Source organism: Lysinibacillus sp. NPDC093190, assembly GCF_050280425.1.
Classification (GTDB): domain Bacteria; phylum Bacillota; class Bacilli; order Bacillales_A; family Planococcaceae; genus Lysinibacillus.
Window position 1 is genome coordinate 1 of record NZ_JBNNVG010000011.1, and the last position, 26,073, is coordinate 26,073.

The 26,073-nt window shown below is 37.8% G+C and carries 20 protein-coding genes; 3 read left to right on the forward strand and 17 right to left on the reverse strand.

The window, feature by feature from the left end; translation table 11 throughout:
• Nucleotides 1–157: 157 nt before the first annotated feature.
• The 8 genes from ACQKOF_RS10620 to ACQKOF_RS10655 form a co-directional block, all read right to left on the reverse strand.
• Nucleotides 158–1,627: an alpha-amylase family glycosyl hydrolase gene (locus ACQKOF_RS10620; RefSeq protein WP_427556438.1), complete on the reverse strand. Its 1,470-nt coding sequence runs from the start codon at nt 1,625–1,627 to the stop codon at nt 158–160.
• A 393-nt stretch (nt 1,628–2,020) separates the two neighbouring features.
• The gene (locus tag ACQKOF_RS10625) at nt 2,021–2,389 is read right to left on the reverse strand and encodes a YisL family protein (RefSeq protein ID WP_427556440.1); all 369 of its coding nucleotides are present in this window, start codon (nt 2,387–2,389) and stop codon (nt 2,021–2,023) included.
• A 296-nt stretch (nt 2,390–2,685) separates the two neighbouring features.
• Nucleotides 2,686–3,588 (reverse strand): fumarylacetoacetate hydrolase family protein, encoded by a 903-nt coding sequence (locus ACQKOF_RS10630; RefSeq protein ID WP_370045188.1) that lies wholly within the window; start codon nt 3,586–3,588, stop codon nt 2,686–2,688.
• 342 nt (nt 3,589–3,930) lie between these two features.
• Entirely contained in the window at nt 3,931–5,097 is a 1,167-nt protein-coding gene (locus ACQKOF_RS10635; protein ID WP_427556443.1) for a DUF418 domain-containing protein, read from the reverse strand.
• 98 nt (nt 5,098–5,195) lie between these two features.
• Nucleotides 5,196–8,912, reverse strand: a complete 3,717-nt coding sequence (gene addA / locus ACQKOF_RS10640) for a helicase-exonuclease AddAB subunit AddA (protein ID WP_427556446.1) — start codon at nt 8,910–8,912, stop codon at nt 5,196–5,198.
• 1 nt (nt 8,913) lies between these two features.
• Nucleotides 8,914–12,423 carry a helicase-exonuclease AddAB subunit AddB gene (addB, locus tag ACQKOF_RS10645; RefSeq protein WP_427556448.1) on the reverse strand — a complete coding sequence of 1,170 codons (3,510 nt, stop codon included), beginning with the start codon at nt 12,421–12,423 and terminating at the stop codon, nt 8,914–8,916.
• A 247-nt stretch (nt 12,424–12,670) separates the two neighbouring features.
• On the reverse strand, nt 12,671–13,300 hold the full coding sequence (locus ACQKOF_RS10650) for a TVP38/TMEM64 family protein (RefSeq protein ID WP_427556451.1): 630 nt from the start codon (nt 13,298–13,300) through the stop codon (nt 12,671–12,673).
• A gap of 11 nt (nt 13,301–13,311) precedes the next feature.
• Nucleotides 13,312–13,863: a helix-turn-helix domain-containing protein gene (locus ACQKOF_RS10655; protein WP_427556454.1), complete on the reverse strand. Its 552-nt coding sequence runs from the start codon at nt 13,861–13,863 to the stop codon at nt 13,312–13,314.
• Between the two features lie 124 nt (nt 13,864–13,987).
• Here ACQKOF_RS10655 and ACQKOF_RS10660 point away from each other — a divergent pair, with 124 nt between their 5' ends.
• Both ACQKOF_RS10660 and ACQKOF_RS10665 read left to right on the forward strand, forming a co-directional pair.
• Nucleotides 13,988–14,719, forward strand: a complete 732-nt coding sequence (locus ACQKOF_RS10660; protein WP_427556457.1) for an AzlC family ABC transporter permease — start codon at nt 13,988–13,990, stop codon at nt 14,717–14,719.
• The gene (locus ACQKOF_RS10665; protein WP_427556460.1) at nt 14,716–15,042 is read left to right on the forward strand and encodes an AzlD domain-containing protein; all 327 of its coding nucleotides are present in this window, start codon (nt 14,716–14,718) and stop codon (nt 15,040–15,042) included. The genes ACQKOF_RS10660 and ACQKOF_RS10665 overlap by 4 nt, the downstream gene beginning before the upstream one ends.
• 70 nt (nt 15,043–15,112) lie before the next feature.
• On the opposite strand, the gene ACQKOF_RS10670 is transcribed toward ACQKOF_RS10665, so the two are convergent.
• Together ACQKOF_RS10670 and ACQKOF_RS10675 are read right to left on the reverse strand one after the other, a co-directional pair.
• Nucleotides 15,113–15,334, reverse strand: coding sequence for a DUF2198 family protein (locus ACQKOF_RS10670; RefSeq protein ID WP_427556463.1), 222 nt, complete (start codon nt 15,332–15,334; stop codon nt 15,113–15,115).
• Entirely contained in the window at nt 15,334–16,515 is a 1,182-nt protein-coding gene (locus tag ACQKOF_RS10675) for a PDZ domain-containing protein (protein WP_427556466.1), read from the reverse strand. Before ACQKOF_RS10675 ends, ACQKOF_RS10670 begins: the two co-directional genes overlap by 1 nt.
• Before the next feature lie 535 nt (nt 16,516–17,050).
• Between ACQKOF_RS10675 and ACQKOF_RS10680 the strand changes: the two genes are divergently transcribed.
• Nucleotides 17,051–18,118 carry a DUF2920 family protein gene (locus ACQKOF_RS10680; protein WP_427556468.1) on the forward strand — a complete coding sequence of 356 codons (1,068 nt, stop codon included), beginning with the start codon at nt 17,051–17,053 and terminating at the stop codon, nt 18,116–18,118.
• Between the two features lie 249 nt (nt 18,119–18,367).
• Here ACQKOF_RS10680 and ACQKOF_RS10685 read toward each other — a convergent pair whose 3' ends face one another.
• The 7 genes from ACQKOF_RS10685 to ACQKOF_RS10715 all read right to left on the reverse strand — a co-directional run bounded on the left by ACQKOF_RS10685 (nt 18,368) and on the right by ACQKOF_RS10715 (nt 25,995).
• Nucleotides 18,368–19,813 (reverse strand): S41 family peptidase, encoded by a 1,446-nt coding sequence (locus tag ACQKOF_RS10685; RefSeq protein ID WP_427556470.1) that lies wholly within the window; start codon nt 19,811–19,813, stop codon nt 18,368–18,370.
• A 339-nt stretch (nt 19,814–20,152) separates the two neighbouring features.
• Entirely contained in the window at nt 20,153–20,740 is a 588-nt protein-coding gene (locus ACQKOF_RS10690; protein ID WP_427556473.1) for a peroxiredoxin family protein, read from the reverse strand.
• A 39-nt stretch (nt 20,741–20,779) separates the two neighbouring features.
• Nucleotides 20,780–21,403, reverse strand: coding sequence for a hypothetical protein (locus ACQKOF_RS10695; protein WP_427556476.1), 624 nt, complete (start codon nt 21,401–21,403; stop codon nt 20,780–20,782).
• A gap of 172 nt (nt 21,404–21,575) precedes the next feature.
• Nucleotides 21,576–22,901 carry a murein hydrolase activator EnvC family protein gene (locus ACQKOF_RS10700; RefSeq protein WP_427556479.1) on the reverse strand — a complete coding sequence of 442 codons (1,326 nt, stop codon included), beginning with the start codon at nt 22,899–22,901 and terminating at the stop codon, nt 21,576–21,578.
• 64 nt (nt 22,902–22,965) lie between these two features.
• Nucleotides 22,966–23,850 carry a permease-like cell division protein FtsX gene (gene ftsX / locus ACQKOF_RS10705; RefSeq protein ID WP_427556482.1) on the reverse strand — a complete coding sequence of 295 codons (885 nt, stop codon included), beginning with the start codon at nt 23,848–23,850 and terminating at the stop codon, nt 22,966–22,968.
• Complete coding sequence (ftsE, locus tag ACQKOF_RS10710; RefSeq protein WP_400729623.1) at nt 23,840–24,526, reverse strand: cell division ATP-binding protein FtsE; 687 nt, start codon at nt 24,524–24,526, stop codon at nt 23,840–23,842. Before ftsE ends, ftsX begins: the two co-directional genes overlap by 11 nt.
• 275 nt (nt 24,527–24,801) lie before the next feature.
• Entirely contained in the window at nt 24,802–25,995 is a 1,194-nt protein-coding gene (locus ACQKOF_RS10715) for a DUF4097 family beta strand repeat-containing protein (RefSeq protein WP_427556485.1), read from the reverse strand.
• Nucleotides 25,996–26,073 lie beyond the last annotated feature (78 nt).

Here is a 26,073-nt window from a genome sequence, read left to right on the forward strand (position 1 = left end):
TCAACTGCTTGTAATTTATCTTCTACAGTATATTTAGCCATAGAAAAACTGCACCTCCAATTGTTAGATGTGTCTAACAATTGGGGTGCAGTTCAGTTGAGGGGGTTTAGCATTTTATCCTGTATGAACTGCATCAATGAGGGATGAAAAACCTCCTCTATTTTAGAGCATCTTGTTCATTACGTCGTACTTTACCTCGTCTTATAATAGCAACTACAAATCCTATGAATATTACCCATACTAATCCTAGTGCTACCATATAAGATACATTTAAACCTTCATCATTTCTAACTTGATAAATCTCTACCATTTCACGATCTAAAATAACCGGATAAACGTCTTTTTCATTAATACGAACTTTTTCTTCATGTAAAATACCATTTAGCATTTTGCCTTCACCTAGCTGAGTAGGTGTTAAATCAACGCGTTGCGTTTTACTAGTATTGTTAACCATGATGACCCATTTCTCTTTATCGGATGTACGTGTAAATACAAGTAGGCCATTTTCATTTGTAATAACTTCAAAATCACCGTTGCGTAATGTCTCAGATTTATTACGTAACGATTGAACATTTTTAATATATTCGATTAATTCATCATCTGTTTTAAAGTTAAAAATTTGGTGCGTATCTGGCTTTATTTCCCCGTTCATCGCAATTTCAGTACCATATTGCACAACTGGAATTCCCGGCATCATAAATAAAGCACCCATCGCCATTTTCAAACGCGTAGGTGGGAACATATTTTCTGCTGCAGAATCAAATGTAAAACGACGCGTTTCTAGTGAATCAACCATAGTCTGAGTTGGTTTCTCACCTGTAAAAGGTTCCATCAATTTAGAAGAATCCATATCAACGTTTTTAAATATATTACGGTAAATATCAGCTGTCGCCGGTGAAATGCTTGCATCAAAGTTTGCATCACTTTCTTCATTAGAAATCACATAGAGCGATTTTTTCGAATCTTTTAATGCCTTAATTATTTCATTAATAAATCCTGTATCGACACCAGCAATATTTGTTAAACGCACCCCACCAACATCATATGTAGAAACAAAATCTGTTGCTGATTTAATAAGTGCTTCTTGTACATCTTTGTTTGTTAAGTCCCACTGTACTTGTCCATTATTTGTTGAGGCAATCCAATCCTTTTTCGCTGGATCTTTTGCCCACTCATGATTCGGACTTACGTTGTTTAGTGGGAAATCAACCATGATCGATACATTTTTAGCTTTATAGTCCTCAATGACACTTTGAAACTCCTCAGATGTCCCAAAATGACGCTCAATTGTAGAGTAGCTCGTCGGCATCGATCCATCATATTTTTCAGTGGCAAAAATCGGACCAATAGAAACGATTGTAAAGCCCATCTCTCCGATAAATTTTAGTTTATCCTGTAAACCTACAAAATCGCCTCCTGCAAACTTAGTAGGGTCTTGCGTATTTGTATCAAAATCGTTAGTGCCCGAACCATTAAAGAAACGGTCAACGAGTAAATCATAAATGCTTTCTTCTGCAATCGTTCTTGTCGACGCTTCATCAGCATGTGCAACTGGTGTAGCACTCACTAATGAAGTTGCTAGTAAGAGCGATGCAGCTGTCGCACTCATCCACTTCTTAAATTTCACTTTTATTCCCTCTCTTTCAAACCAATCCATCGTCATTTTACCAAATAAAATAGTCACGTCGCTATCATTTCAAAATATTTTCCGAAAATGCAAAATTAATTACGGCAAAAAGGTGTCAACTTCTCCTTTAAATTCATTCAACTGCTTGATCAGGGGAGCCGATCAGTTTTTTTGGGGACCTGAGCACTTCTTCGGCTTACCTGATCAGTTTTCTGGGATACCTGATCGCTTCTTCGGTATACCCGATCAGTTTTCTGACATACCCGCGCACTTCTCCAGCGTACCCGAGCTGTTCTTCCATCTACCCGATCAGTTTTTCAAGCTACCTAAGCGATTGCATCTTCCCCCAAATAAAAAGCCGTGAAGCGAAAACTTCACGACCTTTCCAAATAATTATGCTAAGAAATCTTGCCCCATTGGTAATTTGAAGCCTAGGAACAATGTAATCAATAAGAATACTGCAAATAAAATCCAAAACATGCCAGTTGGTTTATTTTTCTTTTTACGGACTAATACCATTTCCATCATGCCAATGACTAAAATACCGCCTAAGAATTTAAAGCCGTAGAGCATACCCATATTATAATCCATGCCTTTAATGAATAGTGCCCCACCAGTAATAATAATTAAAATGTAGAATAAACGTAATGTCATATGTAAGCCTTTTGACTGCTTGCCCATTAATGCCGCAATTAAAAAGATTACGATTGCAACTACCCAAGTAGTAACATGCAAATCCGTTCGGCTAGTTAAGAAATCCATTATTGTCCCACCTCATATTCTTTTTTCTATCAAACTCTATCCTACCATGTGATGGAAAGGGTTTCAAACATTACAATAGTGTTCATATAATATACATCAATTACGCCACAGTATAATTGCCGCTGACGTGCAGATAAATAATGCGTCCGGAATCGGCTTTGTGCTTAGACCTGCATGAGGGCCGACATGATGGGGTCATTTCGGTAATGCCACAGGACGTGGCGTTCTTAGACTTTGGACACCCGCTGAAAGAAGTTAAAAATCCGCGGAGATAAACTCCCGCGGATTTGAAAAAATTATTCGAAATGATTCACTAAAGTACCGATGCCTTGGATAGATACTTTCACCGTATCACCAGCTTTTAAGAATTGTGGCGGATTCAAGCCTTTGCCAACACCCGCTGGAGTACCCGTTAAAATAACATCACCTGGCTCTAATGTTACATGCTGAGATAAAATCGATACTAATGATTCTACAGTGAACATCATATCTTTTGTTGAGCCGTTTTGACGTACTTCATCATTCACTTTTGTTACCACTGTTAAATCTTGTGGATTCGGAATTTCATCTTTTGTTACAAGGTAAGGTCCAAGTGGACAAGTTCCTTCCAAGCTTTTTCCTAAGAAGAATTGCTTATGTTTTTCTTGTAAATCACGAGCTGTTAGATCATTGGCAATCGTGTAGCCAAATACATAATCGTATGCTAAGTTTTTCGGAATATTTTTACCGCGTTTACCAATGACAACAGCTAATTCGCCTTCATAATCCATTTTAGATGAAAGATCGGCATGGATAGATATTGTTTGGCCATCAGCAGCAATAGCAGTCGGAGATTTTGTAAATACCATTAAATCTGTTGGAGCTGCCTCTGCACCCATTTCTTTAGCATGTTCATCATAGTTTTTCCCAATACACATAATGTTTTTTGGTGTACGTGGAATCGGTGATAACCACTCGATCGCTGTAAATTCACGTTTGAAGCTATTAGCGCGATCTGATTTTTCAGCGGCTTCTACTAATTTACGAATCTGTTCAACAAAATCAAAGCCTAGAGCAATGCCATCTACAATTGAACTTGAAAAAGAAGGGAGAACTTGAAGTTCATTTTGAATAGCGAGTACATCCCATACCGCTTCTTCTTTTTTTACTTTTGGTCCAAAGCTTACATGTCCACCTAATTTAAACGATAAAATTTTCATGATTTTCAGAGCTCCTTCTTTTTTCTACATGATACAACAATATTATAGGAATTGCCTTACTTTTGCGACAACTATTTTTAAATCGCGGGCTCTTCACCAAAACGTGTGGTTGATTTCCGTTCCGACTAGGCGCTTTCCTGGAGTCACCCAGTCTCCACTACATAACATACGTTTTAACAAATGCTATTCCAAACTTTTGTTAATGAGCCAAATCGTAAATAAATTATTCTTATTATACAAGACGCATTCATTCACTTTATGTTGCCATCACATTAAAAATGAAGGCTGATTTCCATCGTAGATTGCTCGCTTTTTGCAAGAGAGTCAAGCACCTCCACACAATTAGCCTGCTTTTGTTTTCGCCTTATAAGTTAATTTGCGCCATAAAGCCTCTAACGGACCTTGTTGCCATTTTGCTAGCCAAATTTCTGCCACAATCATTTGTACGATAATAATACTGACTGCAATTAACACGCCCGTTGCGACGCTCACTTTTCCATACCAGCCAAATCCAAATTGATAAAATAAACATGTTCCAATAATCGATTGAAGTATGTACATCGTTAACGACATACGCCCTATTTTTGCAAAAGGACTAAGTAGCTTTGAGACAACTGGAAGTAAACAAAGTAATACGATGAGCCCAATGTAGCCTACTGCCAAAATTGGACCACCTATGTAACCTTTCAAGTAGTCTAATAAATACGTACGTGTAAACATGATCGGTAAACTCTTGATAAAAATACCAATTGCCAACCCGGCTATTGTTAATGCCAGCCAAAGCCATTTTAGCTCCTTCGCTCGTTCCACTAAACGCCATTTAGATGCCGCAGCACCAATTAACATGAATGGTAAAATTGTAAATAATGCCACAAACCACATATGGATCCCAGCCTGCTCAGATAAATCGGTTAAGCGTTGCATAAATGCATCCATCCAACTCCCTGTTCCGTAAGCAATGATCGCTTGCTCTACCGACGTTATGTCTAAATACTCATCAATCTTCATATTAAAATTAATATATCCTACAACAAATAACATAAAAGCTTGCAAAACACCGTTAATCATAATACCGATTGACAATAACCAAATAGGATGAAGACGTAGTAAAAGCAATAAAAATACGCCGCAAAATGCATACATCATCAAAATGTCGCCCCACCAAATGAGCACAGCATGTAGCAAACCAAATACAAATAATACAGAAAGTCTTCGCAGTCCTATCGCATAAAAATTTTGTTCACGACTTTGTGCTTTCTGCCATTGCATAGCGAGTCCATAGCCAAATAACATGGCAAACAGTGGATAAAAGCTACTTTGTACATAAATATCTAAATTTTGATGCCACACCATATCTGACGGTGTTGTAAACCATGATGCCAAATCAATATATGGCATTGGCAAATAAAAGGCAAACATATTAACGAGTAAAATGCCTAGTAAGCTAATACCACGTAAAATATCTAATGTTGCGATGCGTTCCTGCAACATTGTCGGTTTTAACTCCACAAAATAGCCTCCTCTATGTATATGGGAAAACAGGACTCTCTAACATTCATTCCCTTATCTGAAACTATATCAGATAGCCCTGTTTTCACCGCGTTCACTTATGCTTGTAAAACCCGTTCAATATCAAATAAATATAGAACCTTATCACTCACTTTAATTTGAAGGATAGATTCAATCGCCTCACTATAAACGCTAAGCTGGACACCATATCGATTTAAGAGTTCCTTCGTTAGCGCTGGCTCCTCAGCAAAATGTGATTGGATACGGTCTGTCTTATAGTCGAGCAAGACCCATTCACCATTTTCATCCTCAAATAAGCAATCAATTATACCTTGAATAATTTGAGCGTCACCATCTTCATCTACTCTACTAATCGTAAATGGCAGCTCTCTCCGAATTGTTTTTGCATTTTTAAAGCGTTGTCCAATGTCTGTCGTAAAGAAGTTATATATTTTATTCCATGGAACAACCTTGCCCTCAGACTCGGTCAGAAGCTGCCTTGCCACTAAATTAGCGACAAACTCCTTAACCTCCTGTACATTCGTAAAGCCGTTTTGAGGTACATGCTGCATAACTGTGTGGACAGCTGTTCCTATTTCTGCACCTGTCAGCTGTTTGTCCTGTAAAAAGGTTGGACGGGGCGCAATGGTTGTCGTTTTTTGCTTTGAAGGTACTGAAAAGTAATATTCAGGCTCCTCCTGCCGCTGTAGATTTTCTAAACGCTTAATTTCACTAACAGATGTTTTGGAGCGTTTTTGTGTTGATTTTTGAAATGCATACTGTGCTTGAAAGCGCATCGTAATTTCCGACAGTAAAGACTCATCCTCTGGCGTTTCTAGCAATTGCTGTACCTCATCCTCTAACGCCTGTATATCATACGCATAATGACTTGTTTCAATTGCACGTACCCACCAATGCGATACATCTTCAGGTGCCTTATAGGAGGAGTTAGCAATTAAAGCAAAATCTGCATGTCTAGCAACTGCAGGTCCAAGCCAATCAAAGTAGCTATTAGCTCTCGCTCGTAAATACTCCTGTAGTGGGGCATCCACCGGTAAACTTTGAGCATCCTGCCAGTTATCGAGCGTTTTACTCCAATTTTTCACGGAGCCTACTAAAATAAGTCGCTCCTTCGCACGTGTCATTGCTACGTATAATACACGCATTTCCTCAGCACGCATTTCAAGCTCCTTTTTCTCCTTTAGCGCTAAAAATGGTAGGGATGTATACGTAATACGGTTTTCTGGATCAATTGCCTTCACTGCAAGGCCAAAATCTTGATCGAATAAATACGGATTGTGAAAATCCATTTTATTAAACGGTCTCCCCATCCCTGCAGCAAAGACAACAGGGTACTCTAATCCTTTTGAAGAGTGAATGGTCACAAGACGGACGACGTCATCCTTTTCTCCAATCGATTTCGCTGTTCCTAAATCATCTCCACGCGTACGCATGCGATCAATAAAACGTAAAAAACGAAATAGTCCTCGAAAGGCTGTTTTCTCATATATTAAAGCACGGTCATGTAAAATACGTAAGTTGGCCTGACGCTGCTTACCATTTGGCATCGCCCCAACCATCTCATAATAATGCGTGTCTAAATAAATTTTCCAAATTAAATCTGACAGTGAACCACGTCGTGCTAAATCTCGCCAGTTTTCAAATGCTAGCATAAATCGTTGAAGCTTCACAAAAGTGTCAGATTGCACACCATGTCCATCACTTCGAATAAATTGCCTTAATGCATCATAGAATGGCGCTTTTGTATCTGCTAGCCGTATTTGTGCTAGCTCATTTTCTGTTAAGCCAACAAATGGAGCGCGTAACACCGAGGCTAAAGGAATATCCTGATATGGATTGTCGACAATTTTTAGTACATTCAGCATAATCATGACTTCAAGCGCATCAAAATACCCTTTGGAGGACTCCGCATAGAGAGGGATTCCCGCAAGCTTAAATTCCTCTACTAAATCTGTTGACCATGTCATTGAACGCATTAAAATTACAATATCACTATATTTTAATGGACGTTCTTTCTTCGTCTTTGTATCGAATACAGTTGTCCCATCCTCCATCATCTGCCGAATACGCTCAATGATAAAACGTGCCTCATACTGTGATTTTTTTAATTCCTCTAGTTCCGAGGCGTCGCTTGCACTATCTTCTGTCTCTTCATCCAGCGCCTCTTCTTGAGGAGGATGCATGATGACTAGCTCTACCGGAACTTCTTTGTCATCATATGGTGCTGCTGGCTTTAGTGAAGCATTTTCATCATAAAGAATTTCCCCTACACGCTCACCCATAATTTGTGCAAATACATAGTTTGTAGCGTTCAACACTTCTTTTCGACTACGGAAGTTAGCGTTTAAATCTATACGCATTCCTGTTAAATCTGGGGCCTCTAGAAACTCACTATACTTTCGCATAAAAAGCTTCGGTTCTGCTAAACGGAAACGGTAGATGCTTTGTTTCACATCCCCAACCATAAAAAGATTTCCCTCTTGCTCACTACCTGTTTTCACAAGCTGCAATATTGTTTCTTGAAGCATATTTGTATCTTGGTATTCATCAACAAGTACTTCTTTAAAACGTTTTTTCAAATCTAGTGCAACAGGTGAAGAATGTAATTCACCTTCAACTTCTACAGTTAAAATTTGCAATGCGAAATGCTCTAAATCCGAGAAATCAATAATTCCTCGTTCTAATTTTGCCATGCGGAACTGTTCGCTAAAAACATTTGTTAATTCAACTAATGTTCCAATCGTCGGACCCATTAATCGTATTTCTTCAAGCAAGCGTGCAGGAGTACGAACGAAATAAGTCTCTTTCAGCTTGTTCACAATTTTTTTAGCTGCCTCACGTTTTTTCTTGGCAAGTTCCTGTAGCTCCACATCCACTAAAGCATCCTTTGATACACGCTTTAACGTTGACCATTTCACCGTACCAAAATAATCAAAGAGTTCCTGCCACGTTCCTTCACGACTAATGCGAATGCCTTCCTGAATCATGGTAAAATCCATTTCTGCGGTTTCAGCATATGGTGCAGGTCCCTCGGGCTGTAGCGTAATGGCACGCATTTCAGAAATTAAGACGAATGCCTCCTCAAGACTATGCTTGACTGTTAACTTCACATATTTCGACAGCTCTAAATCATCAATGGTCACGTCCGCTGCTAAGTCATATGTCTCTGGTAGACTACGAAGCCATTTTTGAGGCTCGGCATGAACACGAGACGTATCATAAAGCTTGCTTATTAATGTTTCAATAGCTTGATCATCACGATCCGACGTAAAGCTATCAACAAGACGGTAGATTGCTTGAACCTGAGCCTCATCCTCAGAATCGTAAGCATCTTCTAATACTTCTGCTAATATATCGTCCCTTAGCAACGCAACCTCCGCCTCATTCGCTATACGAAAGCCTGGGTCAATATCTAACATATAGGCATACTGTTTAACAATGGCTAAACAGAAGGAATGCAGCGTTGAAATTTGTGCTTTATTGACAAGGCTTAGCTGGCGTCGTAAGTGGTTGGAAGTTGGATTTTCTGCAATAGCCTTTTCAAGTGCCTCCGCCATACGGTGACGCATCTCAGCTGCAGATGCGTTGGTAAATGTTACGACAAGTAACTCGTCCACATTGATGGGATTCTCTAACGCAACTACCTTTTCAATCATGCGATTAATAAGTACTGCCGTTTTACCAGAGCCTGCCGCAGCCGATACAAGTGTATCCTGACCGCTTGCATAGATGGCCTTCCACTGATCGTCAGTCCACGTCACTTGCGCTGGTTTTTCGGGTATTTTTTGTACCAACTTACTTCATCTCCTTCCGAATTTTCTCAACGATATCATTCGGTTTTACTTGCTGTAACTGACGATAGCTTTGCTTGCCATCAGATGGATCAAATTGACAAACAGCTGTAAATTGACAGTAGTCACATGCTGTTTTTGTTTTAAGTTTATAAGGACTAATGGAGGTATCTCCTGCTAAAATCCCATTACCAGCCTCTTGATGCTTGCGCCGTACAAAATGCTGTAGATTTTTCATATCATTAACAGGTACAATACGTGACTGAGATTCTGATGGTGTCCCATCTTTCTTCATATAGACAGGAATAATTTTTGAATGCCCACTCGATTCCTCTAATTGCTCGTCCATCGATAAAATGGCCTCCGCATTTTCGGACAAAAGACCTTTCATTTTGTATTGTTTTAAACGGTCTTCCTCAATTTCACTGTCGCTTAAATCCTTATCAAGTTTTAGCATTGGATTGTGGACATGTACATAAAGAACACCAGCTGGCTCCGCCTCACCTGGCAGCCAATAAGAAGCGTTTTCCATCGCCACATCTAGATACGTTAGTACCTGTAGAGACAAACCGTGGTAAACCTCATTCAAATCTAAATCACGAGCGGATGATTTATAATCGACGATCCGTAAATAAGAGCGGTCATCAATAGACGCACTATCCACCCTATCAATACGACCTCGCATAAACATTTTCTTACCACCTGTTAAATCTATTTCAAGTGGAGGAAGCTGTTCATTTTGTCCCGGTCCAAATGATGCCTCAATGGCAATTGGTTTAAAGTGAGATACATTCGCATGCTGCGTAAGTGCCGTCATTGTTCGCTCGACAATACGAATAAGCTTGCGTTGAATGTAGCGATAACGTGCGCTTGACAGTAAGATTTGATGTGAAAATACCGGCACAATTTGCTCAACGGCTTTTCGTGCTAATTGTTTAATTTGCTGCTTTGTTAAACGTATCCATGATAGCTGCAGACGGTGTGTCTCCTCAGTAATCCATTTCAATGCCTCATGGAATAAATCGCCCATTGCAAATGTTTCTAGTCTGTACTCTGCCCGCTCTTCAAGATGAAGTCCATAGGTTGTAAAATGAGAAAATGGGCAACGGAAATATTTCTCAATACGAGACACGCTAGATGTTAGCTTTTGACCATATAATTCCTGGGTGATGAAGTTTTCTAATGGCTCTGCTTCATTTTTATGAGTGATCGGATGTAAAACTCGATCATAAATAAGTGCCCAGTAAGGGTCCTGTTGATAAAATTTTTGTAAAGCAAGCCACTCTGGCGCCAGCTCTCGACTATGTTCAGCTTGGCGTTTTTGTACCATTAAATGTGCTAAAGCAGTACGTGGATGGCGTAAATACGGTAATGCACTTTCATCCAGTAGTTCAATTGGATCGATTACAACTCGCTCGACCTCGACACCGCTCAAAAGGCCAGCCGTTTTATCATTGCCGATAATTTTCTTTATATAGAGTGAAGACAGTAGCGCCTTGCCCTCTTCATCTGCCGTTGGATAGGACATATATAACTTATCAGATGGCGTCGTTAAAGCTCGATATAGCAAGAAATTTTCCTGCAGTAAACGATTTTTAGATGTCGGTGCTAGCTCATAGCCAATTTGACTAAACCATTCACGTTCGTTATCTGACAGCAATCCCTCATAATCCATACGAGTTGGATAGACTCCATCATTCATTCCTAAGACAAAAGCGACTTTTATATTCGATAAACGAGCTAAATCAACTGTCGCTACCATGACCTCATCTAATGTAGGCGGGATACGCGAAAATTCTAATGTATCAAAGCCCTCATCTAAAATTTTCGCCGCTTCCTCCACAGACATCTCTTGCTCACCAAACATATAAACAAATTGATCGAGCACTGCAATCCATTCTTTCCAAGCCTGGTCATGCTCACTTGCCGCTAATGCATCACCTCGATCAAGTTCGCGGTCTTTCATTGCTTGAAGCTTTTCATAAACATTTAAACGCTCAATCAACTCAAATAAAGCTGTCGCTACATCTCTACCTGTTGTCGCCACTTCCAGCTTGTCCTGTAATGATTTAAGCGGCTGACGAATTTCGTCACGAATGGCTACGATTTCTGCCTGCATGGCACGTTCTTCGTCTGTTTGCACGCGTGAATGGAATTCAAGTCCACGATACTTTTTGAAAAACCATCGAGCTTCCTCAAACCAGCGCTCACCAAAGACGCCTTGTGCTAAACAGTAGTTTTCTAAACGATCCGCACGCTCTCGCCAAACATTTAGCTCAGCATGTAACGGGAAAAATAGATCTGTTTTTACACTACGAAAAACCGGTTCATATTTCCAATTAGAAGTAATAACCTCTAAAGCAGATCGACTAAGTTCAATTAAAGGATGATGTAGCATTGTCTTTTTCGTATTTGTAAAAATAGGAATTTCATATTGCTGGAAAATTGTTGAAATAAGCGGGTCATAGACTTCTGCTTGTCTATAAAGAAGTACTATATCTTGATAACGATACCCCTTCTCTCTTGTCAGCTTTGTTATTTCCCGGGCAATGGCATGTATCTCTGCACGTCGATTTGATGCTTCAAGTACCTTTACATCACCTGATGTTTCTTCCGTTTGAGGCACCATATCAGCAAAGTGATTTTCCATATGCTGTAAATCACCAGATTGAAAACGATGCGTATTGTAGAAGTGCAATGGTGCTGCTACTTCAATGCCTTCTTCATATGCAATATCGTGTAAACGTTGGTTCGTTGAAGCGGCTTCATGGAATAAAGACTGCTCATCATAAACTTCTTCGATATGATCAAAGGGAAGAACTACCGTTACCTGTTTTGTCACCTTCAATAACTCTTTTACAAGCTCTAATTCTCTTACAGTAAATGCTGTAAAACCATCTATATAAATCGACGCCTGCTTCATCGTCTCAGAGTATTTTAGTTGCTCGGTTAAAATCGGATAATACCCCTCACTATCGACATACGTTGTGCCAAGGCGTTCCTCCAAAGCTTGTAAAACTACTTGTAAATCATTCGTCTTCGCTTGCAATGTATTAGGCGCATCAATGGCCTGCAAAGATGCCGACACCTCAGCTAACACTGAACTATTTACACTATAACGACTAAACTCTCGTAATAGCGTTTCAATTTCCTCCGTAAAGCCTCGTTTCCCAGCTGCTTGTCGAAATAATGAAAACTCACTTTTTTGTTCCGCTAAAAGTTTGCGGATAAGCATTCGATAGCCATAGCCATTTACTTCTTTTCGAGCAATACCACCCGTTTCCTGTAATACTAGCCATGCTAATCGTTTAAATGTCATGACCTGCGCACGGATTAAGCCTTGCAAGCCATGCTTATTCGTAAGCTCATACTCCGTTGAATAAGACATTTGGTCAGGCACAATCACAAAAATTGGATGACCTAACGGATCAGATTTTAGTTGCTCGACAATCTCTTGATGAATAAACGTTGATTTACCCGTTCCTGAACGTCCTGATACAATACGCAATGTCATGTACTTTTCTCCTCCTGTTAATAATCTATTTTAAAAAATGTTAGTCGTAAATACACGGGCATTGCTGATCTACCTGAGCGGTTTTCTCATTGACCCGAGCGTCTCGCTACTCTAACTGTGCATTTTAATGTTTTATCTAAGCGCTGCTCCACGTTACTCGAGCATTGCATTGCCTTTATGAATGAAGATAAAAAATCCCTTCTCTCATTTTACATGATAAAAGGGGTAAGATGTGCATATTCAACTTTCAACGTTGATGATTTTTCGTTAATTTCCGCGCATGTTTTAAGTCTCTTTCCACACGTGCGTTTAATCGTTTCTCTATAAACTTGCCGATCCACCAAAGCAAGACAATCGCAACAGCCGCAATAATCAGTCTTACAGGGCTTGTTAGAAGCGACTTCAAATCGTAACCAAGCACGCTCATTCCTAAAATCATAACGAACTTCCCAGCCAATAACACCACAAAATAATACTTTTTATGAATATGGGATAGCCCTGCTACAATGTTTACAATGATTGAGGGTGTAAAAGGAAAACAAAGTAACACGAATAGAGGACTAATACCATTCATATCTACCCATTTTATTAGCTGTTGTACTTTTTTACTGCCTGTGACAAATCGGAGCTTTGGATGCTTGCCAAAATGTCGGACAAGTAAAAATACTGCATATGAGCCAGCTGCAGAACCTATCCAGGATAATAAAAAACCTAACCATAAACCAAATGCGCTCGCATTGGCGACAACGAACACAACCAAAGGTAAAAATGGAAAAAACGCCTCTATAAATGTTAAAAATAATCCAATGATTGGGCCAAGCGTTCGATATTGTGCCGCAATATTCTCGATATTATCTACAGTAAACCATTCACTCAAAATCGACACCTCTACTTATATTGCAAAATTAAATGTAAAATCGTTAACTTTTCCGAAGTATTTTTATACTCATGGGGTTGATGTCCTGAGAATACTAGTGTATCCCCTTCTTCCAGTAATTCATGCATCTCTCCAGCAGAAATAATGGCTTGTCCTTGGATAACAGTTACAGTTTCTTCTACCCCTTCTGTGTGAGCCTCACTCCTGCTATAGGCTCCGGGCTCCATTTCAATCTTATACAGCTCCCAGCCACGTTCTGGATTATAAGGAATAATGGAATACACACGATAGCGACCTTCATCTTCATCTACACGTGGCGCATCCTTACTACTATATTTCATGAAGTGTGCGGTCGGTGCTTGTAATAACGAAGAAAATGAAATGCGCATTCCCGCTGCAATTTTCCAAATCGTTGATACTGTAGGATTAGCCTCCCCTTTTTCAATTTGTGCAAGTTGCGCTTTACTTACACCTGTAGCCTTGGCAACATCGTCTAAGCTTAAATGACGCTGTTGTCTAATCTTCTTTAATTGAAATGCCAAATTTCGACTCATTTGTTCCATTTTAATTCACCAATTTCTATTGTTTATTTTATTAGACATATGTATACTTTAATAAACATCACGAACTATCAAACTATTCCATCATTAGTATACATGGAAATTTTAAGAAAGGACGATCTATTTAATGACAAGTACAACTGATTTTCAAAACGAAACGGTAAACACGCCAGACGATAGCTTTTTACAAGGCGTGAAAGATTGCATCCCCACTTTACTCGGTTATATTAGCATAGGACTCGCTTTTGGTGTTGTAGGTTCCGCTTCTGGTTTATCTGTACTCGAAATTGCACTTTTAACTATACTCATTTATGCAGGCTCTGCACAATTTATCTTTTGTGCACTACTTTTAACAAATAGCCCAGCCTCTGCTATTATTGTAACCATTTTTGTTGTAAATCTACGCCATTTACTAATGAGTTTAACATTAGCTCCTCATTTTACGCGCTATTCTATGCTAAGAAATGTTGGTTTTGGCACATTATTAACGGACGAAACATTTGGTGTAGCCGTTACGAAGCAAATGCAAACTGGTAAGCTACATGGCAAATGGATGGATGGGCTGAATATAACTGCCTACTCCTTTTGGATTCTTTCTTGTATAACTGGCGCCTACTTAGGTCAGTGGGTAGCAGATCCTGAAAAATGGGGCTTAGATTTCGCTTTGATTGCTATGTTTGTGGCACTCCTTGTTCTTCAGCTTAGTAGTGTAGGCAAAAGTAAAATCATGCATTATCTTATGTTAATCGGCTATATGGTTGTCATTATGTATGGTCTTTCTTATATTGTGTCTTCGCATGTGGCTGTTCTTCTATCAACAATGATTGTAGCAACTATAGGGGTGGTGACAGATAAATGACGACAACTGCTACTATGGTATGGCTCATCATTGGCTGTGCACTTGTAACCTGGCTACCACGTGTTATTCCTTTTATATTCGTCCGAAATGTGCAGCTACCAGAGGTTGTATTAAAATGGTTAAGCTTTATCCCAGTTTGTATTTTGAGTGCTCTTGTCATCGAAAACTTATTGGATACCGAAAACGGAAAAATTGTTACACTTGATTGGCCTGTATTTATTACATTTGTGCCAACGCTTATGATTGCACTTGTAACCAAAAGCTTATCTATTACAGTTGTAGCAGGGGTTATCATTATGGCAGCCGTAAGATTTTTCATGTAAAAAGGTCAGTCTTAAAAGTGAGAAAGCTATCACTTTAGACTGACCTTTTCTATTACCTTAAACGGTACCTTTAACTTTTCATTTTACTTGCTAGCCAAAAACCTACTGTTAACGAAAATGCATCGATTACGAAAATAATAGGCGGCGAGGTATAACCTGCATAGACAGATGCCGCCATAAGCGCAATTGCCAATATTAAAGCGACATACCGATTATACGTAATTCTAGTAAACAATAATACGAGTAAAGCTGGTAAAAATAACGCTAACATCATTTTCCCGAAAACGTCCATCATAGATCCCTCGGCTCAGCTAGTAATAATCCAATACGATAATGATCATTGCTATATATAACATGCTGTGTTAAGCGTATTTCATTGTTACGATCTACTACTTCTAGACGACAATGTGCAGCATTTAATTGCAAAGCCTCATATAAATCATTTTCAGTAAAAATGGCTTGACCGTTTACTTTGCGAATACATTCCCCTGCCAGTAAGCCCATTTTTTCAGCTGGTGAATCAGGTAAGACTGCCGCAATAATAGCGCCCTTTGAACTTGGTGCAACCGCATAAATGTCCGTTTTATCTTGCAGTGCATAGTAGATTGAAATAATGATACGAATCACTACACCAATTGCCAACGTGATAAAGCCGATGAATGGCTCCAAGGCTGCTGCGAGTCCACCAATTAAAATGAACTGTCCTAGTATTAGCACGGATCGGCCGATTTTAGCCAATCTCAAAGCCGGTAATTCTTTTCTAGTAAGCTTTGAAAAGCCTATAACAAGTGGAAATAGTACGAGTGCAAAGGTACTCTCTCCTAATGTAAATTGTGGCCAATATGGAAAATCAACCGGAATAACATTACCAGGTATTACAAAGAAAATTGGCAATACCCATACATTTCTTGAACGATAGACAATTGCCTGCATACCCCGCTTCGTCTTTTCAACTCGCGGTGTCGTTACCTTCATTGCTGTTCGACGAATTAATATGCCCTCAGCAATTACACATAGACCTGCTAAAATCGTAATCGTTATAATGGAACCATCTAATAAATTTACACCTTCTAAAGAGATTTTCCACCAAGAAAATGTCCAATTGTAATGGTACATCAACCACATTGCTAGTGTTGCAATCCCCATCGTATAAATAGGTGAAAGTGCATTAATGAAGAACAATACTAGTGCCAACGCAGAAATAGCGATTAAAATCATTAAAAAAGCTTTAGGCACTGTTAAACCTAAACTAACACTTATTAGTGAAATGAGGAGGGCATTGAGCCAACCATATTTCCATTGACCAATTAGCTCTGTCCAACCCCAAATAATACGTCTATTAAAAAATTTACGCTCCTGCTTTACACGACTATAACCTAATAAAATCGCAAATAAAATTGCGATATACATTAATGGGTTGATTAAAAAGCGGCCAATCGCTGTTACAATTTCTATTAATATATCACTAACCATACGAACACCCGCCGTTTCTATCTTGAATACTATGATTTTATTGTATCAAACGTCTACACTCTTGCGTAGTACAATCTAGTAGAAAGCTTTCTATTCTTATTTTTTTCGTCATTTTGGTGGATGTCCCAGCTTTTAAATTATAACGTTGCAAGATAGTTTGCCAGTTACCCCTAATCCACCATGCAGTTTCATAACTTCGCTTGTTATACAAGATCTAAGTCCCAAACCAGCCTCAATCATGTTTCTGCAAGTAGGGGGCGAACGATTTAGTTGACGGGGGCAAGCCCTACGCGCAGATACGTTCTACCCTGGTTACTGCTATAATAAAAACCATATAAAAAATGATCAACCTGAAATATCTGGCTGACCTTATAATACGAACAGAGTAGGTTAGTTTAAGGCGATGTTAACCTTATCATTTAGAGATAGACATACGAGGTAAAATAAGTAAAACAACTTCACATTAGTTTCGGTCAACCGTATCCTAAGTAAGTAAGATTATGTATAATTGAACTTAGTCTAAAGGAGGTAAATTATGGCGTATTCTGAAAGTATTAAAATTTCTGCACACCCAAATCTTTATAATGGAAAAAGCGGAAGAGAACTTAGGATAGATTTTTCTTTACCTACAGAAGGTACAAATAATGAAACTGGTATTGTAGTTTTTGTTCCTGGATTTGGAGGGAATATTGATTCTAAAGTGTATAAAAAGATGCGAGAAACATTCGCTGATCAATATAATTTAATTACAATGCAATGTGATTATTTTGGAAGTAGGTATATGCAGGGGGCAGAAAATATATCTTTTAAAGAATCAGTAAATGATTTATTTAGCAGCAATGAGTTAACATTGCTAGCTGAAAATAAAACTTCAATACTAGAGTTAATTGCAAATAAAGAGCAAATCTTTCATGTTACTGAGAATATACAAGAAGATTTAGATGAATTTAATGATATGGGCTATATGCAAGCTATAGATATTATAACAGCGATTGAAGCCTTAAAAATTATCTTAGTTAATAATAATATAGAATTTAATATGAAAAGATTAATTGGATATGGACATTCACACGGAGCATACTTATTGCATTTATGTAATAAAATGTTTGAACCATTTTCTTTTATTATTGATAACTGTTCTTGGATTGAACCAGTATATTTACATTTCGATAGGTGTTTATTTAATAATGTCGGAAAATCACAACTAGTAATTAAATTTGATTACATTGCTAAAAAAGTTATTAAAAATAAGGGGAATTTAAATTTATTTGAAGTGTATAAAGGATTTGATAATAAAACTCAAATTTTAACATTCCAAGGTACAGATGATAACTTAGTAGATTATCAAAAAAAGAAAAGATTAATTAATAACATTAGTAATACTGAATATATATTAGTAACTGAATCAGATGTTGATAATATTAAGTATAAATCAAATAGACATGGATTAGATTCAGACTTTTTAGAGTTATTTTCATATGCTTTGGAATTCGAAAATAAAGTTAGTTGTGAAGTAATGAATAAAAGAAAAAATATTGAAATAGGGGATTTGGAATTTATTTTAGATACGAGCCAAGGACTACCAATTTTCAGTCTAGTTTAAGCTACATTTTGAATTATTACAATGAAGCGTAGCATAAATTAATACGGTTAAAAGCCTTAGTGGATGGCTTTAGTGCATAATGGATTGATCTTCCATATTAAATAAGAGCATGTTTTAATCAATCTTTTTTCAAAACATGCTCTTTAGATATGTTCCCATATCAAGGTTAATATCGTTAATTTAATCAAACTTAATTACAAAGCTACAACAGGCAGCTCTCTTTCCTGTGGAAAGCCCACCTACTATTATTTATTCTTCAATATTATGCAATAAAAAGCTTGTCGCCATTTGGAACTGTAAATCATTTTGACGATCCTCTTTATATTTTTTCAACGTTTCGTTTAAGCTGTTAAAGAAGGTAGTGTCTATACTAATATCCTCTTCTGTCTTTTTCAATTTCTTATCTTCTCGATAAAGCTTAACAGCCTCATCCGTCGATTCATCCAAGTAACCGTCTAAACGAGCAATTTTATAACCTAGCTTTTTTAAAGCGTTCTGCGTATAAGCAACTTCCTCACTCATATCGCCTACTTTAAACTTGCCTGATAGTGGATGCATTTGGAAAGCGAATAATTCATTTTGCTCAATCACTAAATTAGCTTCAATTCCTTGTCCATGAATCCACTCGCGCTTTGGTGTAAGCCATTTATTTGTCGACAATTTAAGCTCTCCACCATTTTTCAGAGACCAAGACTCCTGTACCGTTCCCTTTCCAAAGCTCTTGACACCAACAAGGGAAGCACGTCCCCAGCCTTTTAAAGCACCACTAAGTACTTCACTAGCAGATGCACTGCCCGCATTCTGTAACACAACAATCGGTATTTTGTACATTGTCTGTAAATACTTTTCATCAAAGCTTTTTGATTCCGTTTTTAATGGTTCCATAGCACCTTCAGCATTTTGCATATAGGCAAACACTTTGCCATTCTCCAATACTGTGCTCAGTAGCGCTGCGACGCTATGTAAATAACCACCTGGATTATCCCGCACATCAATTACTAACCCTTTTATATCTTTTCGAAGCAATTTACTCGTTTCGGCAACCCACTCATTAGCCGTTTTCTCACCAAAAAGTGAAATTTCCACATAACCTATCGGCGTATTTTCTACATTCACTACTTCGCTCGTTACTGTTTTATTGGAAATGGCTGCTCGTTCCATCGTCATTTTAATATGTTTATCCTCACTTGGACGATAAACGACTATCGTTACTTTCGTCCCCTTCTCTCCTTGAATTAATTGCATTAGCTCACTCATCTTTTTACCATCTACTCGAACGCCATCAACTTGTACAATTTCATCGAGAGAGCGCATTCCTGCTTTATCTGCTGGGGACGAACGGACTGGCGACACTACAATAAATTTCCCGTTATTTTCAGATAGCTCAATCCCAATACCCACTCTTTCCTCGGCTAACATTTGTCGGTGCTGTTCCGCCTCTTCCTTCGAATAATAGGTACTGTAAGGGTCCTTAATAGCATCTGCCATACCACGAAGTGCCCCCTCCACTAATGCATCTTTTTTCGTACTGTATACAGATTTTTCCTCAATTAAATTCAACGCTTCATTAATCGAATCAACCTCTGCTACGACCGGCTCCTTTTTATCCCCTAAATTAAACCAGTCAAAATAAAATCCACTACCTAGCAATAGACTACTAGCAAGTACGCCGACACCAGCCATTATTTTGCGCAAACCTTCCCTCCTCCGTCTCTTTTACTGTATGAATTTAATTTTTCAAACATACAAGATTAATCTTCAAAATAATTTGTTGAATTCTATGATTTTTATTTTACGAATATTCTATTGCGTATCTCTTGATATTTATCTTCTTAGCGCGAGTATTCTATCTTCAATCGCGGGTATTTGCCTTCCTAGCGCGGGTATTTCATTGTCAATCGCGGGTATTCTATCTTCAATCACAGGTATCCATTCACGAATCGTGGGCGTTTTATAAACGAGGGAATATTTACGTAAAAAATCTGCTTCGTTTCTTCGTGAAAACGAGCAGATTCTTTGATTTTATTTTTTTGTTTAGTCTAATGCATCTACATAGTTTTTTAACATTTCCGCATTCATTGGCCCTTTAATAGCACGTCGAATATATCCATTTGAATCAATAAAATAGGTTGTAGGAATCGTTAATATTTGATAGGCTAAGCCGGCTGAGTTTTTCGGGTCAAGTAAAATAGGGAAAGTTAAATTGAAGCTATCTCTAAATGTCATTACAGAATCTACTTTTGCGTCATCTGTAACATCTCGTTCAGCCTGTGTTAAATTGACAGCTATTATTTCTACATTATCTTTTTTAGCAGATTGTTCATAATAATTTTGCATATGTGGCATTTCTGCCTTACACGGTGGACACCATGTTGCCCAAAAGTTTAACACGACTTTTTTTCCACGAAGCTCACTCAATGTCACATCTTTACCATCCAAACCTGTTAAAGTAAAATCCGGTGGCGTATCTCCATTCTTTAAACCAATCTTTCGTTCATCCATTTCTTTCCCCAGAGAAGCTGTTTCAATTTCACGATCCTTATCAATCTGCTGTTTAACATATGTACCAATCATCGCGGCTACTAATAACACGACGATAAGCAGCCCAATATTTTTTTTCATTCCTTACCTCCCAATAATTCCGTCTCTTTTTGAATTGTATCATTTAGATGCGTCCGCAAAACGCTGAATCGCTATACCTAATATCAATATTATGACGCTCACGCCTACAGCCGGTTGCCATAAACCATGTGGCTGAAAAAGAGTAACAATCATAAAACCAATCGTATATAAAAATAATGCACGATTGATAGCTGTTATTTTCCATAATATGAGGACTGTTAGTGTACTTAGCACAAGTAAAGTAATCAATTCGCTATATGTTTCATTATCATTTAGTAACACTACAAGCCATTGATAGATCGATTGCGTTAAAATGAATGCCCAACTACAAGCAACGATTCCAGTTGCGTCAAACTGAATTTTTTGTCGCTTCCACCAAAGCTGTAGCGATGCTGCCATTACTCCTAAAAAGACGCCAATTGTTCCACCATTAAAATAAAGGAGCGCAAATGGTTGAGCGATAACAGCTTTAAAATCAGTGACAATTATGCTAAATTTCCAAACGACAATAAAGGTAAAGACTGCGTCTCCATACACCTCCGCCCATTTCTTTGGAAATTGTACCCGTAAAACTAGCCATACAATGATAAATGCCACAAGAAGAGCGACAGCTGTTGCTGGTAATGTTAGTGTCCGAATAGAGAACCATTCTGTATTATTCACCTAATAAAGCCTCCACAAGAAAAGATAGCTTCAGCATAGCATATAATCTTTATATGAACTGTCATTTCACACCGTGTTCAAAAAATCTTCCTGAAATATGCAAAGAATAGGTTCTTGATAAACAAAAAAGCTATACATTTAGAAGAATCCTAATGTATAGCTTTCAATATTTTTAAATCGGAATATATTTTAATGGATTGTCACTTCCGACTGCTTGTCCTCTCCATGGACCGATGTGCACTTCAAAGTGCAAGTGCGGTCCTGTTACACGTCCTGTATTACCCATGGCAGCAATTTGTTGACCTTGGGATACTTCTGTGCCAACACTAACGTTAAAGGAATTTAAGTGTGCATAGACTGTCGTGTAAATTTGACCGTTGATAGAGTGTGTAATGATGACACAATTACCATACGTGCTTAGTGGTGCAGCATAGGAAACAACACCGTCAGCTGCTGCCCAAACTGGAGTACCTATACTATTTGCAAGATCAATTCCATAATGGAACTCAGAACCGCCAAACTCACGCCAGCCATAAGTCGATGTTAAACGACCATTTGTTGGTTTAATCCAAGTACCATTCGATTGTGGGGCATTGACTGTTGAAGATCCAGATCCAGATCCAGACCCACCACCATTATTGCTTGAATTAGATGCCTTGGCTGCGGCAGCGGCTGCAGCTGCCTTACGTTTTGCTTCTTGTTGACGAGCAACTTCAGCTAATCGATTTTGCTCATCAATAATTTTTTGTTGTAATTCCGCACTAATGTCAAGAGCCTCAGAATATTCTTTCTCAAGCAATACTTTTTCTGACTTCAGCTTTTCTTGTTCTTTTTCTAATTGATCAATTAATTTGTTCTTCTCAGTTTTCTGTCCGTCCAATGATGCTTTTAAACGATCAAGCTCAGCTTTTTTATCTTCGAGTTTATGGCGTTTTTCTTCTAAGACTTGCTTTTGTTCTTCTAATTTTTCCTTGTCCTCTTTTTGGTCACGAATAATTTGGCGATCCGCTTCAAGTAATGTATTGACAGCAGAGAATCTATCAATAAAATCTACGAAGCTATTAGAACCTAGTAATACGTCTAAGTAGCTAACGGAACCACCAGCCTGAATGGCACGCGCACGCTCCTCTAACAATAAATCACGCTCTTCAATTTTATGCAGAAGTTCTGCAATAGAATCTTCTAAAGCTTTTATATCTTCATTTGCAGATTGAATGTCTGCCCATACATTTTTGATATTACTATTAGTTTTGTCGATTTCAGCATTTAATGTTTTAATTTGATCTAATAATTTTTGTTGCTTATTATCATTTTCAGAAATAGCATTTGATTTATTTTTGATGGATGAATTTAAGCCATCTTTCTTTGATTCAATTTGTTTTTTTTCATCTTTTAAATCCGATAAACTAGTTGCATACGCTGATGGAGTTTGGATAAAAAGAAATAGTGCAGATGCTGCAGCAAGTGTTTTCATTGAGTTTTTCGCCATACTTTTCACCTATTGAACTCCTTTTCTACTATTCATTTTTTTGAATTTCGTTCTGTTTGAAGCTTATCGAAAACTAAATTTTTAAAAACTTACGTACTGACATGAAACTTCCCCAAATACCAATTAGTACACCGATGAGTAATAGTAGACCGCTTACTTGGTACACAAGAGGTGAGAAATCAAGTACTTGAACAAGTTCGCCTTTTAATCGAGGCGCAATAATTTTATATACATTGTGGTAAAGAGTTGCGATAACCGCAATCGGAATAATAGAACCTAAAATTCCGAGCCACATTCCTTCTAATAAAAATGGGATACGCACGAATGAATTCGTTGCTCCGACAAGTTTCATAATTTCTATTTCATCACCGCGTGCAATAATGGTAATTCGAATCGTATTAGAAATTAAGAAAATTGCTGTAAATAATAATCCTAAAATAAGCACTATCCCTACGTTGCGGCTAATATTTAAGAAGTTAAATAGTTTTTCTACTTTGCCTTCACCATACATAACGTCATATGTATACTCAAATTTATCAATTTTTTTAGCAACAGTAGCTGTTTGCTGAGGATCGGAAGCCTTCACGTAAATAACATTACGTAATGGATTACTTTGCTCAAATAATTTAAAATCGTCCCCAAAATCTTTTACTAATTTGGTTAATTCATTTTCCTTTGTCGAATAGGTCATCTCTGCGATATCTGGCAATTTCTTTATTTTTTCCATGAGCGCTTTTTCAGCAGCTTTATCTGCTGTTTCATCGATTAACACTTTAATTTCAACATCGTTCTCTAAATCAGATGCTACTTTATTTAAATTCATCATAATAAGCGCGAATACGCCTACTAATATTAATGTAACTGTTACTGCACTCACTGAGGCAATAGTCATCCAGCTATTACGGCCAAGAGACTTAAAACTTTCTCGGAAGTGACGTTTTACCGTATTAAATTTCATAGCCGTAGTCACCTCCATGCTCATCACGGACAATCATTCCGCCTTCAATTGCAATTACTCGACGACGAATCGTATTTACGATTTCACGGTTATGGGTTGCCATTACAATAGTTGTACCTCTTGCATTAATTTCTTCGAATAAATTCATAATGTCCCAAGATGTCTCAGGGTCTAGATTCCCAGTAGGTTCATCTGCAATAACGACCTTCGGCACATTCACAATAGATCGTGCAATCGAAACACGCTGCTGTTCGCCACCTGAAAGTTCATTAGGGAACATTCTTGCCTTTTGCTTCAGTCCCACGAGCTCTAAAACCTCCATTACACGTCGGCGAATTTCTATAGGGTCTTCCTCGATTACCTCAAGTGCAAACGCTACATTTTCATAAACGCTCAAACGAGGTAGCAGTTTGAAGTCTTGGAAAACAACACCGATTTGACGACGTAAAAAAGGTACCTTTTTATTTTTCAATTCTGCTAGATTTATGCCATTAACAGTGATTTCTCCAGAAGTTGCTTTTTCCTCGCGGTACATTAATTTAATGAATGTAGATTTACCTGCACCACTTGGACCTACAACATAGACAAATTCACCTTGCTTTATGTTAACGGAAAGCCCATTTGTCGCAACAACGCCATTAGGGTACTTCTTTGTCACATTTTTCATTTCTATCATATTTAAACCACCTAAATCTCTTACTATGTAAGAGGTATTTCGTTACCTATTATAGCACTCTATTTCTCCCTTTTTTATTACAGTTTCATTTCATTACGTGGTAGTTCTTGTTATTTCGTTATTTGATTGCCATAAAAATAGCATAACCTCGACATAAAAGAAAACAGAAATCGAGCCCATTAGAGGAAAGTCGATTTCTGTTTTTCTTATGTTTTTAAGCAGTAAAAAAGCATTCAAGCTATGCTGTTTTGCATAGCCTGAATGCTTTTTATTAGTTAAATTTGCTGCTCGTCAGTTGTTGTATAGCGTACTAAAACTGCACCTGTTTTAGACTCACCTTCAATAAATAGACGATTAGCATTCTCTACTTCTTTATCAAAACGTACTACTTTTGATAAAAATTGATCCTGTGATTCAATTTTTGAAGCATCTTGAATACCAACATCTACTTTCCCAAAATTCGTAACAATTTTACCGCTTAACGATATTGTACGCGGCACATACAATTCAACGGCTCCTGCGACTGTTTGTGCTTTGATTTTCGATGAATTAGTAGAGCAAGTTGTGACAACAACATGTCCATTAACCGATTTTGCTTCAACTTCATCCAATGCGCCATCTAAATAGACACGGCCATTCAATGTTTCAGCCTCTAAATCTTTACCACGAACATTTGTAAATTCAATCGAACCATTAGAAGAATCCACTTCTGCCTTTCCAAAGTTAAACTTAGAGCCTTTAATCGCACCGTTTAATGTCTTTACTTTTAATTGCTCGAAATCCGTATCTTGTAATGTAACGCTACCGTTCATTAATCGTACTGATAATTTTTCTAATTTATCCTTTGGAACAAGTACTTTAACATTTACTTGAACAAGCTTTAGTTGACTTAAAATTCGTAGTGAATCTCCATCTTCTTTAACAACGAATTGCTCTAGGAAATTAGCACGTGTTTCTTCTTCACTATCATTAACAAGAGGTGCCTTTACTTTGCAAATGACTTGGAAGCTATCTCCTTCAGCAGTTTCTAATGAAAAATTGCCATTCGGTAATTCAGCAATTATTTTTTCTACATGTTCAGCTGCAACTTCTTCCGTATGTGTAAACTCGAATTTATCACCAAATGGAGAAGTGACATCAAATTCTTTTACCTTTTTTACTGCCGTATTCATCATGTCCATAAAGAGTGAACCGATTTGTGTTAAATCTTTACGGAAATCTCGCATTTCTTCTTGGAAATATTTAGAGAAATCTTCATCTTTTTGTGGTTGTTCATCTTTGTAACTTTCATTTTTAAATACTGACTCTTTTTCTGTTGAGGAATGTTGGTCCTCATTTGACACATCATTCATAACATTTTGAGTGGACTTGCTAGGTTGCTCTAATGCTTCTAATAATGTAATCGCCTCTTGCGCTGAAATTGTTCCTTTTTCCACAAGTTCTAAAATTCGTTGACGTTCATTTTGCATAATTAAAATAGCCTCCCTCAGTTCGTTATATTATTTATACGATTCATCTTGTGAAAAGTTTCACCTTAAAAATGAAAA